The sequence below is a fragment of the Hymenobacter aranciens genome (assembly GCF_030580865.1).
In the GTDB taxonomy this organism is placed as follows: domain Bacteria; phylum Bacteroidota; class Bacteroidia; order Cytophagales; family Hymenobacteraceae; genus Hymenobacter; species Hymenobacter aranciens.
In genome coordinates this window covers 80933-94316 of the sequence record NZ_JAUQSY010000007.1, presented here as the reverse complement: position 1 = coordinate 94316, position 13384 = coordinate 80933, and the positions used below count along the sequence as shown (strand labels likewise).

Below are 13384 nucleotides of genomic sequence, written 5' to 3'. Positions count from 1 at the left end.
TGAAGGCCGGCAATTACGGTTCGAACAGGATTGTGAGGAAGTTGAATCGGTGTAGCACGCTGACTTCGAGCGACGGCAACCGTAAGGAAGGCGTAAGCCGAGCCCCTCCCCTACGTTATCCGTATTTTTGCCCGCTCATCCGCTGTTGATTTTGTACGACTTCCTCACCACCTCGCCCTGGCCCGATTACGAACTCGTGGATTCGGGCAACTTCCAAAAGCTCGAACGCTTCGGCAAGTACCTGCTGGCCCGGCCCGAGCCGCAGGCCATCTGGGACCCGCACCTGCCGCTCAAGGAATGGGAGCGCGCCGATGCGGCCTTCGTGCGCACCCCCGGCAGCGCCGAGAAGGGCCAGTGGCGCCTCAAGCCCAGCATGCCCGAGCAGTGGGTCATTGACTACCAGCGCCCCGACGGCCTGAAGCTGCGCTTCCGCCTCGGCTTGTCGTCGTTCAAGCACGTTGGCCTGTTCCCGGAGCAGGACCCCAACTGGCAGTTCATCTACAACCAGACCCGCGCCCGCCGCGCCGCCCAACCGCGCGTGCTCAACCTTTTTGCCTACACCGGCGCCGCCACCCTGGCCGCCCGCGCCGCCGGCGCCGACGTAACGCACCTCGACTCCGTCAAGCAAGTCAACTTCTGGGCCCGCGACAACATGGAAGCCAGCCAGCTCGACGGCGTGCGCTGGCTGGTAGAAGACGCCATGAAATACGTGCGCCGCGAAGTAAAGCGCGGCTCCAAGTACCAGGGCCTCATCCTCGACCCGCCCGCCTACGGCCGCGGCCCGAACGGCGAGAAATGGCAGCTCGAAGACGAGCTCAACGAGATGCTCAAGCTCAGCCAGCAGCTGCTCGACCCTGAGGACCATTTCTTCGTAGTCAACCTGTATTCGCTGGGCTTCTCGGCCCTGATTCTGGATAACCTCGTGACGGCCATTTTCCCCGGCCAAAAGGCTGTGCGCGAGCTGGGCGAGATTTACCTGCACGATGCCGGGCAGCGGAAATTACCGCTGGGCACGTTCTGCCGCTTCGCAACGTAAGCACGAACTCCCCTCCTTGGAAAGGAGGGGATGTGAGCGCCGAAGAGGCGCGAACGGGGGTGGTTCGCCCGTCCGCGCCGTTTGCAATACTATTCTCTTTCGGCGCGAAAGCCCTGCCGACTTCAACCACCCCCGTTCAGCCTGCGGCTGAACATCCCCTCCTTTCCAAGGAGGGGAGTTTTCGTTCTCTCATGCACCCGCACCCTCGCCGCCTCGCCCTCATCGACATGGGCACCAACACCTTTCACCTGCTCATCGTGGAGCTGCCCACCACGCCCGGCCAGCCACCGCACGAGCTGCTGCGCACCAAGGCCGGCGTGCGTCTGGGCGAAGGCGGCATCAGCAAAGGCGAGATTGCGCCGGCCGCCTACTCGCGGGCGCTGCACACCATCAATGGCTTCAAGGAAGAAATTGACCTGCACAGCGTAACGGAGGTGAAGGCCACGGCCACCAGCGCCATGCGCGTGTCGAAAAACGGCCCGCAGCTGGTGCGCGACATCTTCGAGCAGACTGGTATTCAGGTCGAAGTAATTGCCGGCGCCCGCGAGGCCGAGCTCATCTGCGCCGGCATCCGCCGGGCCGTGGACCTCGGGCCGGAGCTGCATTTGCTGATGGATGTGGGCGGCGGCTCCACGGAATTCATTATTGCCAATCAGACGACGATTTTTTGGAAGCAGAGCTTTGAAATCGGTGCTCAACGGCTGCTCGACAAGTTTTTCACGCCCTTCGACGGCATTATGCCCGCCGCCAGCGTGGCCGCCGAGCGCGAGTACCTGGCCGGGGTGCTGGCTCCACTCACGGCGGCCGTGGCCGAGTTTCGGCCGGTAAGCCTGGTGGGTGCCTCCGGCAGCTTCGACACGCTGGCCGACATGCAGTTGGGCGTCGTTCGCACCGAGGCCGAGCAGCCGCCCGTGACCGAACTGGCGTTGGCCAGCTTCCAGTCAACTCTGCGCCACCTGCTCAGCCTCAAACACGAGCAGCGCGTGGCCCTGCCCGGCATGTTCCCGATGCGGGCCGACATGCTGGTGGTGGCCAGCATTCTCATTGACTACGTGCTGACTACTTACGGCCTGACGCGCATCCAAACCTCGGCTTACGCACTCAAGGAAGGTTTGCTGGCGGAGCTGTTACTGGGGTAGGATGGTAGGAGCGTAAGAGGGCAGGAGTGAATTCCAAGCGCCCTCCTACCCTCCTACCCTCCTACCCTCCTACCCTCCTACCCTACTCAAAATGACCTTCTCCTACGCCCAGCTTTTCACCTTCACCGAAAGCATTTTCCACGCCATCGGCTGCCCCGAAGCCGACGCCACCCTCGCCACCGAAACCCTGCTTTCGGCCGATTTGCGCGGCATCGACTCGCACGGCGTGGCCCGGCTGGTGGGCTACGTGCGCCTCTGGGAGGCCGGCCGCATCAACGCCAGCCCCAGAGTGGGCGTGACCTACGAAACGCCCAGCACGGCCGTGGTCGATGGCGATGGCGGCCTGGGTTTGGTGGTGGGCCCGAAGGCCATGAAAATTGCCATCGAAAAAGCCCAGCAGGTGGGCACGGGCTGGGTGTCGGTGAAGAACTCCAACCACTTCGGTATTGCCGGCTACCACGCCATGCTGGCCCTGGCCCACGACATGATTGGCCTGGCCATGACCAACGCCTCGCCGCTGGTGGCGCCCACCTATTCACTCGACAGACTACTGGGAACCAACCCCATTGCCGTGGCCGTACCCGCCGGTGAGCAGCCCGATTTCGTGCTCGACATGGCCACCACCACCGCCGCCAACGGCAAGCTCGAAATTGCCCAGCGCAAAAACCTGCCCATCCCCAACGGCTGGGCGCAGGACGCCGAAGGCCAGCCCAGCACCGATGCCAACGCCGTGAAAAACGGCGGCGCCCTGCAGCCCCTGGGCGGCGAAACCGGCTCGCACAAAGGCTACGGCCTGGGCGCAGTGGTCGATATTTTCTCGGCCGTGCTCAGCGGCGCGAACTACGGGCCCTGGGTACCGCCGTTCGTGGCCTTTCTGCAGCCGTCGGCCAACCCGGTGGGCCAGGGGCTGGGGCATTTCTTCGGCGCCATGCGCGTGGATGCGTTCCGCCCGGCCGATGAGTTCAAAGCCCACATGGACAATTGGATAACAACCTTCCGCGAGTCGCGGGCCGTGGCGGGCAAGCAGGTGCTCATCCCCGGCGACCCCGAGCGGAACATGGCGGCCACCCGGCTGCTCAACGGCATTCCACTGCTGGAGCCGGTGGTGCGTGATTTGGAGGGTGTGGGGGCGAAGTTTGGGGTGCGGCTGTAGAGCCCGGCATCGGTAGTGCTTGCAGTAGTGCTGGTAATTACGTTTCTTTACCAGCCTGTACCTTCCTGCATATCATGAAAGCAATATACCTCACGCTGATAGCCGCTGGTTTGTTCGCCATGCCGGCTCGGGGCCAGACCGTGCATCTTGCCGGGGCCGCGTACGTTGCGGTCAACTGGCAGCCCGTCGCCACTTCCGATTCTATCCGTTTCGACCTCGACCAGGACGGCATCTCCGACCTTACTTTCGCTGACCGGAATTACTACCCGACGGGCGGAAGCCAGCCGACCCGGCTACTGTTCACGATGCGTACACTATCCGCTGGCACCGAGCTGGCCACCGATACGTCGGAGTTCGACAGCGCCCACCGCTTCGCGGCCCTCGCCCCTATTGGGCGCGGCCTGCGCTGGCAGCGAGGCAGCACCTATCTGGCGTACGTATTGACGGGTAACGGCGGCACCGGTGGAAGGGGCTTTTTTCGCAATGGCGTGACTGATTACGTAGTGGTACGCAAGCAAATAGCGGGCGCCTGGAAGTACTGGTGGTTTAATATTTCGGGGCGTTCGGGCAGCGTACTCAGCCGGGTGAACTTCTACGGGGTGAGCCAGACGGCACTGAGCCTAGCCAACAGCCCGAGCCCGCAAGCCGATGCGCTCCAGGTATATCCGAACCCTGCCACTACGGGCTGGCAACTCAGCGGCACCGGGCGCTACGAGGTATTCGACGGCACCGGCCGCCAGGTCTGCGCCGGAACGGTGCCGGCTGCCACCACCATCAGCAGCACGGGCTTGCCGGTGGGCCTGTATCAATTATATTTCTACCCAGTGGCGGGAGGCCGCATTCAGCGGGTGCTGGTGCGCCAATAAACCCTACTGGCTTATTGTGGCATCTTTATAAAAGTCAAAAACGCCCTTGTAATAGCTACAAGGGCGTTTTTATTGCCGACGCAAACTAGCGGCAACCGGGCTATGACATCGGGGCCGCCTCCGGCAATGCTACCGCAATGGCCGCGTCCTGATTTAAGTACCGCGAAGAGTAACCCGCGTCCGACTTATTCAGGAACAGGCAGGTACCGCCCGTCACGGCGTCGATAATCTGGCTGTATTGGTCCATGGGCAGGGCCGGGCAGCCGAGGCTACGGCCCAGGCGACCGTATTGGCGGATAAAGTCTTCGCTCACATACTCAGCGCCATGCATCACGATGGAACGGGCGTAGGCGTTGGTGTTGAAGTCCTCATCCATGCCATTGAGGTGCAGGGAGTGGCCGTGCTTGCCTTCGTACTCGTCGCCTGTCACGTAGAAGCCCAGGCTGCTCATGTTACTATCGTTGACGTTGGAGAAGCTGTTGGCTTCGTTTTCGCCGGTGTTGTGGCCGTGGGCCACGAGGGTGTGAAACAGCGTTTCATTCGTGGCTAAGTCGAACACCCAGAGGCGCTTTTCGGTGCTGGGCAGGTCGAAGTCGACCACCGTCAGCACCTGGCGGTCGTCGGCCAGTTGGCCGGCCTGACGCAGGTTGAGGTAGCCGGTCATGGCCTTCTCGAACACTTCGTAGCGCAGGCCCTGGGATTCTGCATTCAGCGCCGCGTACTGGTCGCGCAGGCGCTGGTCGAAAAGCATGGCCCTGGTGGGGGCCACGCGCGGCAGCCGCACTTCGGCGGTTGAAGCCGTGGCGGCCATCGACTTACTGACCGAGGTAGCCAGCGGCGTGGCCAGAAACAACGAGGCTAAAAACGGCAGCACACGTCGGGCGGCCCGCTGGGCCCGCCGCTTCAGGAAACGCTTGCGCTGCACTACACTGGTCTTTTCCATGATTTCGGGGCGTTGAAAGAGGTGGAATTTCGGCGGCGGGCGATGAAAGCTGCCGCTGAGGTAGAGTCTTATACGGAGGCGGAGCCGACGTAGTCGGGCTAAACACATTAATTCTTCAAAAAATTCCATCTGTTATTGAATGGCCTTCCTTTCCGGCCTCTCTCCCCTGCTTCAAGGCTGGCTGATTTTGCTCGATTTTAAGGCATAAGGAAAAGTTAATAACTCATTGCTTTTCGGAAAATAATCATAAACCTGCTATCTTAGGACTGCGTTAGCCGACGCACTATTTTTCTTCACTTTCTCATCCCAAAATTCCCACACATGAAACAACTCTTCGGAATTACTATGCCCCGTTCGGTCGCCCGCCCATTGGCGGCGGCGGCCGTACTGGTGGGTTTATCTACCTCGGCCGCCCAGGCGCAGCAGGTTGTGCTGCAAGGCTTCTGGTGGGACTACTGGAACAACAACTACCCCAACGGCTGGGCCAACTACATCGCCGACCTAGCCCCGCGCCTCAAAACGATGGGCATCGACGCGGTGTGGATGCCGCCGAACATCAAGGGCCCGAACCAGGGCAACGGCTACTCGCCCTTCGACAACTACGACCTCGGCGATAAGTACCAAAAGGGCTTCCTGAACACCCGCGTGGGCAATAAGGACGAGCTGCTGCGCGGCATCGCCATTCTGCACGCCAACGGCATCGACGTAGTGCAGGACATCGTGCTGAACCACAACGACGGCGCGGGCTCCTCGACCGGTCAGGGCGGGCAGGACCCCAACGCCTGGGAAGACGGCTCGACCAGCAAGTACAAGAACTTTCGCTACGTGAGCTACGCCACGCCGGCCAGCGCCGAAACCTCGGCCAACTACCTGGCCCGCAGCGGGCGCTTCTCGAAAAACTGGCAGAACTTCAACCCCAACCCGGGCAACAACTCGACCAGCGGCGACTGGAACGCGGTGTACTTCGGGCCCGACGTGAGCTACTACAACGGCTCTTACGGCCAGAGCTCCAACGCCACCTTCAACCCTGTGCAAGGCGCCGACTACATGCGCAACGGCAACCGCAACTGGCTGATTTGGTACAAGAAGCAGCTCGGCTTTGACGGCGTGCGGCTGGATGCGGTGAAGCACTTCCCGGACTTTGCCTCGGAGGATTTCCTTTATAACCTGCAGAGCAACGCCGGTTGGGCCAACGGCGGCGCCACCATGTACGCCGTGGGCGAATGGGTGGGCAGCAGCGGCCAGATGGACGGCTGGGTGGCCAACGTGCAGAACCGCGCCGGCACCTTCGATTTCTCGTTGCGCAACGCCATTTACAGCATCGTGAGCGGCGGCGGCAACTACAACATCGGCACGCTGCCGAGTGCGCAGCAGGGCACGCGGGTGGTGAACATCGGCGGCACCTACGTGCACCGCACGGTGCCCTTCGTGAACAACCACGACACCTTCCGCCCTCAGACCGACGGCAGCGGCAACTACACCGGCTGGAACACCGGCTCGGAGCTGGCCCCGCACATCGACCCGTTCGACCCGCGCCTCTCGGCCGCCTACGCCGCCGCGCTGGCCGTGGATGGCTCGCCGCAAATCTTCTTCGAAGATTTGTTTAACCTCGGCAACACCGGCAAGCGCTACACGCACTCGCCCAAAAGCAGCACCGACCTGCCCACGCGCTCGGACCTCGAAAACCTCATCTGGTGCCACCAGAACCTGAATTTCAAGGCCGGCGCCTACAAAGTGCGCTACCAGGCCGCCGACCACCTCGTGATTGAGCGCAGCACCAAGGCCATCATCGGCATCAACGACAGCTGGGCCTCCTGGCAAAACAACACCGTGAGCTGCGACTTCGCCCCCGGCACGGTGCTCAAGGACTACTCGGGCGCCAACGGAACCGCGACCGTAACCGTGAGCGGCAGCCAGACCGTCAGCATCAATACGCCGCCCTGCAACGGCACGGCGGCTGGCGGGCGCCGCGGCTACTCGGTGTGGGCGCCCACGGGCATCGGCAATAACTACGTGCGCCCGGCCAAGGCCACGACCCAGGAATGGGAGCTGGCCGACGACCTCGGCGACTCGCACGCTTCGTCGCTGCAGCAGGGCGGGCAGCTGCCGGCGGGCTCCACGGCCTACCGCACGGCGGGCCGCATCTACGTGGGCGCTAATAAGAACATTGCTTACAACCTGTTTCCCACCGACGCCACCCGCAGCCTGAGCGTGGCTATTATGAACAGCGCCGGCACGGTGGTGAGCAGCCAGACCGGCACCGGCAACCTTACCGGCTCCTACACGCCCACGGCCGAAGGCTGGTACACCCTGAAAGCGAAGAACAACTCGACCGCCAATCCGGCCCAGCGCTGCTTCGTGAAGGTGACCTACACCCCGCCCACCGTGGTAACCGGCGCCATGACCGGCCGCCGCGAAACCTTGGCCACCACCACCCGCGCCGAAGCGCTGGAGCGCGCCGAGCTGAGCGTGTACCCCAACCCCACCACCAGCGAGCACATCGAGCTGGCCGTGACCACCGCCCGCGAGCAGCTTGCCACCGTGCAGGTGTACGACCTCACCGGTCGCCTAGTGCACAGCGAGCCCGTGAAGCTCTACCCCGGCCAGAACCCGCTGTGGCTGAAACCTGCCAAAGTGCTGCCAGCCGGTATCTATCAGCTCACGCTACCGGAGCTGAAGGTGAGCGGCAAGCTGGTGCTGCGCTAGCTTTTCGACACTTTTAGTAAAGCAAAAAGCCTCTTCCCAGTACGGGAAGAGGCTTTTTTTCGTGCCTGCGGGTAGCCTCCCAACCCTAGCGCCCCATACCGGTTACCTTTGCACTCCCTCATTTTTCGACTATCCGGCGGGCTGCTACGCGGCCCGCCTTGCATATATGGCTAAAGTTGCGATTAACCTTTCTACCGGCAGCCTCCAGAAGGAGGAAATCATCGTCGGCATCGACCTGGGCACTACCAATAGCCTCGTGGCCTACGCCCACCCTGATACCAAGCAGCCCATCGCCATCAACGACCAGGGGCGCGGGACTATCGTGCCCTCGGTGGTCTATTTCCCGCCGAATGCGCCCGACCCCATCATCGGCACCGAGGCCCGGCAATATCTGCTCACGGAGCCGCAAAACACCATATACTCAGCAAAAAGGCTGCTGGGCAAAAGCTACCGCGACCTGGGCGAGCACGCCGAGCAGATGGGGTATAAAGTGATTGACGACAACTCGGAAGGACTGGTGAAAATCCGCGTCGGCGATAAATTCTACTCTCCCATCGAGCTGAGCGCCGAAATCCTAAAGGAGTTGCGCCACCGCGCCGAGCACGCCCTCAAGACGCCCGTGAACCGGGCCGTTATCACCGTGCCGGCGTATTTCAACGACTCGCAGCGCCAGGCCACCCGCGACGCCGGCCGCCTCGCGGGCCTCGAAGTGCTGCGCATCGTGAACGAGCCCACCGCCGCCGCCTTGGCCTACGGCATCGGCCTCGACCCCGACGAGGAGAAAACCGTGGCCGTGTACGACCTCGGCGGCGGCACCTTCGACATCAGCATCCTACGCCTGCACCAGGGCATCTTCGAGGTGTTGAGCACCAACGGCGACACCTACCTCGGCGGCGACGATATGGACCGCGCCATCTACGACTACTGGGCGGGCGAATATCAGCTCGCGCCGGTGCTCTACGACAACACCCAGGCCCAGCAGCAGCTGCGCCTGCTGGCCGAGGAAGCCAAGAAGCACCTCAGCCAGCACGACGAGTTCACGGCCACCTTCCACGAAACCGAGCTGCCGCTGAGCAAGGCGAAATTCAACGAGCTCATCACTCCATTAGTAGAGCGCACGCTGGCCGCCTGCCGCCAGGCCCTAGCCGATGCCAAACTTCCCAACGCCGAAAACCCAACACCCGATACCCAACGCCCAATACCCAAACTCGACGCAGTGCTCCTCGTCGGCGGCTCCACCCGCGTACCGCTGGTCTACGACAGCGTGAGCCAGTTCTTCGGCCAGCCCGCCAATAACTCGCTCAACCCCGACGAAGTAGTGGCCCTGGGCGCCGCCATCCAAGCCGACATCCTGGCCGGCAACCGCCGCGACGTGCTGCTGCTCGACGTGACTCCCCTCACCCTCGGCATCGAAACCCTGGGCGGGCTCATGGACCCCATCATCCCCCGCAACTCGAAAATCCCGACCAAGGCCGGCCGCCAGTACACCACCAGCGTCGACGGCCAGGTGAATCTGAAAATTGGCGTCTACCAGGGCGAGCGCGACCTCGTGAGCCAGAACCGCAAGCTGGGCGAATTCACCCTCACCGGCATTCCGGCCATGCCCGCCGGCCTGCCCAAAGTCGACGTCAACTTCCTGCTGAATGCCGACGGCATCTTGCAGGTCGAGGCCATCGAGCTGCGCTCGAACACCCGCCAGCAAGTCGACATCAAGCCCCAGTACGGCCTCACCGACCAGCAGGTAGAGCAGATGCTGATGGACTCGCTGCTGAATGCCAAGGAGGACGTGGCTGCCCGCCTCGTCATCGAGGCCCGCACGGCGGCCGAGCAGCTGCTGTACCAGGTCGAGAACTTCATCAAGAAAAACCGCGAGTACCTGAGCGAGACCGAAATCGCCGCCACCCAAACCCAGACCGAGGTACTCCGTGCCACCCTGACGGGCACTGAGCGCGACCCTATCCTCAAGGCGATGGACGAGCTGGACGAGTTGACCAAGCCCTATGCTGAGCGGGTGATGAACATCTCCATCCAGAAGGCGATGACGGGGAAGAAAATCAGCTAACCGCCCTCGCAAGCTCCGCCCTATCGGTACAACGCGGCACAAACGAAGTTTTGTGCCGCGTTTTTAGTTTAAAACCGCCCAATTATGAATCCGCACCTCGCTCGCCTTGCTCATCTGACCCAGCAACCCAGCCGCCGTGTCCTCGGCCTCATGTCGGGCACCTCGCTCGATGGCCTCGACCTGGCGCTGTGCCGCTGCTACGGCCACGGCACAAAGCTACGGGTGCAGCTCGAACGGTTCGCCACTTTTCCGTACTCAAATTCATTTCGGCAGCGGCTGCGGGATATTTCCCAACCCACGGTTTCGCTGGAAGAGCTAACCATTTTGAATGCTGAAATAGCCCGCCGCCACGTGGCCACCGTGCTGGCCGCGCTGGAGGAATGGGAAGTTTTTCCGGATGAAGTAGACCTGCTGGCCAGCCACGGCCAGACCGTCTGGCACAGCCCGCGCCACCAGCGGCCGGGCCACCCCTACGCCCACCACGCCACCCTGCAGCTCGGCGACGGCGACCATCTGGCTGCATTGAGCAGCATCATCACCGTGGCCGACTTTCGGCAGAAGCACGTGGCCCACGGCCGCGAGGGCGCCCCCCTGGCCGGCTACGCCGATAAGCTGCTCTTCGCCCAGCCCGGCGAAAACCGTCTGCTGCTTAATCTCGGCGGCATTGCCAATTTCACCTTCCTACCCGCCGATGGCGGCCCCACGCTCGTCACCGACACCGGCCCCGCCAATACCCTGCTCGATGCCGTGACGCGCCAGTATTTCCCCGGCCGCAGCTACGACGACAACGGCAACCTCGCCGCCCAGGGCACGCCGCACCCGGCGCTGCTGACGGCGCTGCTGGCTCACCCGTTTTTCACCGCGCCGCTGCCCAAAACCACCGGCCCCGAGCTGTTTCACCTCGCCTACCTGCAGGCCGCCCAGCTGGCCACTCACACCACCAGCCTCCCGCCTACGGACCTGCTCGCCACGCTGGTTGAATTGACGGCGGCCAGCGTGGCCCTGGCCGCCCGGCGCTGCCTACCTGAAGGTCCGGCGCAGGTGTACGTGAGTGGCGGTGGCAGCCATAACATGACCTTGTTTCAGGCGCTGGAGCGCAACTTACCCGAAGCGCAGTTCGCTACCATTGACACCCTCGGTATTCCGGCCGACGCTAAAGAGGCCGTGCTATTCGCGGTGCTGGCGAATGAAACGGTGGCCGGCCAGCCGGAATTCAGTTTGGGCAAAATCTGCCTGCCGTAAGGCACTACCAGAAAAAGTGGCTGTTCTTATTCGGCAAGCTGAGCGGATTTACGCAGGCGCAGAGCCGCCAGCAGGAAATAGAACGCCCCAAACGCCGAGTACCCGGCCAGATTGAGCACGCCCTTACTGGGGTCGTGGGCCGTGACGATAAACGACACCCCGGCCAGTATCGACTGCCCGCCGCTGAGTATCATTGGCCACTGCCCACCCAGCTGGTGCCGCCGCCGCAGCCCGAGCAGCAGTTGAATGAGCCCCGTGAGCCCGGCCCACACCCCAAACACAATGAGCACTGCCGGGATGCCATTGCGCAAAGCCAGGCCAACGGCCAGCGTCGTGAGGCTGCCCACGCCGATATTCACGTACTGCGGCAGCAGCGACTCAGTACCCCGATTAGCCCGAATATCGCCGAAGGTAGCCAGCACGTCCCAAGCCGGATACAGCAGCAGCAGCACAGCCGTGAGCGCGGGCGAAGATTTCGCAAACAGAACGATAAAGCTGACCCAGACTACTGAGAAAGCAGCCCGCACGAAGTACAACGTGCGTAGTGGCTGGGCTGTCTGAGCCGGGGCCGAAGCGGTGGATGAAGTAGCCATAGCTGTGAGTTGGTCAGGCAATGAAATCAGGCGGCAAACGTGGCATCGAGGTGAATGGGCACCGCGCCGAGCGCTTTAGATATAGGGCAGCCTGCCTTCGCCCCGTTGGCCAGCTCCAGAAACTGCGCCTCGCCCATGCCAGCCACCCGGCCCGCCAGCTGCAGCACAATGCCCGTGACGCCAAAGCCGCCGTCCACGGTATCGAGCGTGACTTTGGCTTCTACCTTCAGCTCGTCGGCCACGAAACCGGCCTGCACGATGGCAAAACTCAACGCCATGGCAAAGCAGCTGGCGTGAGCCGCCGCCAGTAGTTCCTCGGGGTTGGTGCCTGCCGCGCCCGCCTCCGACTCGACGCGGGTTTTGAAGCTGTAGGGCGTGTTATTGAAAAATTTGTTTGCGGTATTCAGCGTGCCGGTGCCTTGCAGGCCGGTGCCTTGCCAAACGGCGGTTGCTCTTCTTGAAGTAGCCATGATGGTGGTGGTTGAGATGAATGATGGGACAAAGGTCCCGCCGCCCACCAAGCCAATTTTTCACCTATGTTAAAAAGCGTCGGCGGCTGCTTCTTTTGCGCCAACTTTCTGGCTAGGCTGCTGCTTGCGTATTCGCCCAAGAGCAGTTCACCGCCCCGCACTTATGATTTCCGCCCCTTCCTCTCACTTGCAACTCACTCAGCAGCTCCAAACCTTCGCCAACCTTTCTGAAGCCGACCTGCGCCTGGCCGAAAGCCACTGGACGCTGCGCACCATTGCCCGCAATGAGTTTTTCAACTTCCGCAACTCGGTGTGCCAACACGTCGGCTTCATCGTGAGCGGCCTGTTTCGCGTGTACTACGTGGACCCCGCCACAGCCCAGGAACACAACGTCGGGTTCATACCCGAGGGCATCTTTCTCACCTCGCTCAAAAGTCTGGTAACCCAGGAAGCCTGCCCCTACTACATCGCCGCGTTGGAGGATTCCGAATTATTGGTTATCAACGTGCAACAATTACACAAGCTCTTCGAGCAGTCGCACGGCTGGGAACGGTTTGGCCGCCTGCTGGCCGAGCAGTACCTGGTGTTTCACCAAGCCAAGTCCGAAGCCGTGCTTTTCCAAACCGCCGAGCAGCGCTACCTGGCGCTCCTGCAGCAATTCCCTGGGTCACGAATCGGATTTCCCTCGGGCACATCGCGTCGTATCTGGGCATCAAAGGCCCGTCGCTCAGCCGCATTCGCGCCAATCTGGGCAAAGGCTGAATCGAAATTACTTAACCGCCCGCAGCTCAAACTCCAGCACCTGCCGCGCCGCCGAGTCGCGGAACGCTACTTGCAGCCACTCCCGCTTCGGCTTCAGCAGTGAATCCGCCGCCCAGGCATACGCCACGAACGGCCGCGACGAGCCATCCGCCTCCAGCCAATACCCCAGCTTGTAGAGTTCAATGTCAGTACCGCGCCGCCGGCCCGCTACCGCCAGCGGAGCCAGCGCCTGCTGCACGCCCGTCGTGCCCAGCTTCCGCCGCAGCTCCGGTGCCAGCCAGCGGATGGCGGCCGTGTCGCCGCGCAGGGCGGCGCTCAGAAACTGCCGCGTCGCCTGCACCTGCGTGTTGCGGGGCGGTTTGTCCTGCGCCAGCGCGCCGCAGGCGGCCATTAGGCCCGCCAAAAATAACCA

At 62.6% G+C, this 13384-nt stretch carries 12 protein-coding genes; 8 read left to right on the top strand and 4 right to left on the bottom strand.

Annotated elements, in window-relative coordinates; all coding sequences use genetic code 11:
• The first annotated feature begins 151 nt into the window (after positions 1-151).
• The 4 genes from Q5H93_RS11710 to Q5H93_RS11695 all read left to right on the top strand — a co-directional run bounded on the left by Q5H93_RS11710 (position 152) and on the right by Q5H93_RS11695 (position 4194).
• Positions 152-1036 (top strand): class I SAM-dependent methyltransferase, encoded by an 885-nt coding sequence (locus Q5H93_RS11710; protein ID WP_305006711.1) that lies wholly within the window; start codon positions 152-154, stop codon positions 1034-1036.
• Positions 1037-1227: 191 nt separating this feature from the next.
• The gene (locus Q5H93_RS11705) at positions 1228-2175 is read left to right on the top strand and encodes a Ppx/GppA phosphatase family protein (RefSeq protein ID WP_305006710.1); all 948 of its coding nucleotides are present in this window, start codon (positions 1228-1230) and stop codon (positions 2173-2175) included.
• Between the two features lie 91 nt (positions 2176-2266).
• Positions 2267-3328, top strand: a complete 1062-nt coding sequence (locus Q5H93_RS11700; protein ID WP_305006709.1) for an Ldh family oxidoreductase — start codon at positions 2267-2269, stop codon at positions 3326-3328.
• A 74-nt stretch (positions 3329-3402) separates the two neighbouring features.
• Positions 3403-4194: a T9SS type A sorting domain-containing protein gene (locus Q5H93_RS11695; protein WP_305006708.1), complete on the top strand. Its 792-nt coding sequence runs from the start codon at positions 3403-3405 to the stop codon at positions 4192-4194.
• Positions 4195-4294: 100 nt separating this feature from the next.
• Here Q5H93_RS11695 and Q5H93_RS11690 read toward each other — a convergent pair whose 3' ends face one another.
• Positions 4295-5137 carry a murein L,D-transpeptidase catalytic domain family protein gene (locus Q5H93_RS11690; protein WP_305006707.1) on the bottom strand — a complete coding sequence of 281 codons (843 nt, stop codon included), beginning with the start codon at positions 5135-5137 and terminating at the stop codon, positions 4295-4297.
• Positions 5138-5482: 345 nt separating this feature from the next.
• On the opposite strand from Q5H93_RS11690, the gene Q5H93_RS11685 reads away from it, so the two are divergent.
• The 3 genes from Q5H93_RS11685 (at position 5483) to Q5H93_RS11675 (ending at position 11147) form a co-directional block, all read left to right on the top strand.
• A complete protein-coding gene (locus Q5H93_RS11685) occupies positions 5483-7843 on the top strand; it encodes a T9SS type A sorting domain-containing protein (RefSeq protein WP_305006706.1) in 2361 nt (786 codons plus the stop codon).
• Between the two features lie 166 nt (positions 7844-8009).
• The gene (hscA, locus tag Q5H93_RS11680) at positions 8010-9905 is read left to right on the top strand and encodes a Fe-S protein assembly chaperone HscA (RefSeq protein ID WP_305006705.1); all 1896 of its coding nucleotides are present in this window, start codon (positions 8010-8012) and stop codon (positions 9903-9905) included.
• Positions 9906-9989: 84 nt separating this feature from the next.
• A complete protein-coding gene (locus tag Q5H93_RS11675) occupies positions 9990-11147 on the top strand; it encodes an anhydro-N-acetylmuramic acid kinase (protein WP_305006704.1) in 1158 nt (385 codons plus the stop codon).
• Between the two features lie 26 nt (positions 11148-11173).
• Here Q5H93_RS11675 and Q5H93_RS11670 read toward each other — a convergent pair whose 3' ends face one another.
• Entirely contained in the window at positions 11174-11740 is a 567-nt protein-coding gene (locus tag Q5H93_RS11670; RefSeq protein ID WP_305006703.1) for a hypothetical protein, read from the bottom strand.
• Between the two features lie 26 nt (positions 11741-11766).
• Positions 11767-12210 carry an OsmC family protein gene (locus Q5H93_RS11665; RefSeq protein ID WP_305006702.1) on the bottom strand — a complete coding sequence of 148 codons (444 nt, stop codon included), beginning with the start codon at positions 12208-12210 and terminating at the stop codon, positions 11767-11769.
• A gap of 163 nt (positions 12211-12373) precedes the next feature.
• Here Q5H93_RS11665 and Q5H93_RS11660 point away from each other — a divergent pair, with 163 nt between their 5' ends.
• Positions 12374-13075 carry a Crp/Fnr family transcriptional regulator gene (locus Q5H93_RS11660; RefSeq protein ID WP_305006701.1) on the top strand — a complete coding sequence of 234 codons (702 nt, stop codon included), beginning with the start codon at positions 12374-12376 and terminating at the stop codon, positions 13073-13075.
• Here Q5H93_RS11660 and Q5H93_RS11655 read toward each other — a convergent pair.
• Positions 12980-13363, bottom strand: a complete 384-nt coding sequence (locus Q5H93_RS11655) for a hypothetical protein (RefSeq protein ID WP_305006700.1) — start codon at positions 13361-13363, stop codon at positions 12980-12982. The two genes, Q5H93_RS11660 and Q5H93_RS11655, sit on opposite strands and share 96 nt — an antisense overlap.
• Positions 13364-13384 lie beyond the last annotated feature (21 nt).

Excerpts from the sequence above, each read along its gene's own strand:
- Q5H93_RS11705 (WP_305006710.1), top strand. The coding sequence starts at position 1,228 with ATGCACCCGCACCCTCGCCGCCTCGCCCTCATCGACATGGGCACCAAC.
- Q5H93_RS11700 (WP_305006709.1), top strand. The coding sequence starts at position 2,267 with ATGACCTTCTCCTACGCCCAGCTTTTCACCTTCACCGAAAGCATTTTC.
- Q5H93_RS11695 (WP_305006708.1), top strand. The coding sequence starts at position 3,403 with ATGAAAGCAATATACCTCACGCTGATAGCCGCTGGTTTGTTCGCCATG.
- Q5H93_RS11690 (WP_305006707.1), bottom strand. The coding sequence starts at position 5,137 with ATGGAAAAGACCAGTGTAGTGCAGCGCAAGCGTTTCCTGAAGCGGCGG.
- Q5H93_RS11685 (WP_305006706.1), top strand. The coding sequence starts at position 5,483 with ATGCCCCGTTCGGTCGCCCGCCCATTGGCGGCGGCGGCCGTACTGGTG.
- hscA (WP_305006705.1), top strand. The coding sequence starts at position 8,010 with ATGGCTAAAGTTGCGATTAACCTTTCTACCGGCAGCCTCCAGAAGGAG.
- Q5H93_RS11675 (WP_305006704.1), top strand. The coding sequence starts at position 9,990 with ATGAATCCGCACCTCGCTCGCCTTGCTCATCTGACCCAGCAACCCAGC.
- Q5H93_RS11670 (WP_305006703.1), bottom strand. The coding sequence starts at position 11,740 with ATGGCTACTTCATCCACCGCTTCGGCCCCGGCTCAGACAGCCCAGCCA.
- Q5H93_RS11665 (WP_305006702.1), bottom strand. The coding sequence starts at position 12,210 with ATGGCTACTTCAAGAAGAGCAACCGCCGTTTGGCAAGGCACCGGCCTG.
- Q5H93_RS11660 (WP_305006701.1), top strand. The coding sequence starts at position 12,374 with ATGATTTCCGCCCCTTCCTCTCACTTGCAACTCACTCAGCAGCTCCAA.
- Q5H93_RS11655 (WP_305006700.1), bottom strand. The coding sequence starts at position 13,363 with ATGGCCGCCTGCGGCGCGCTGGCGCAGGACAAACCGCCCCGCAACACG.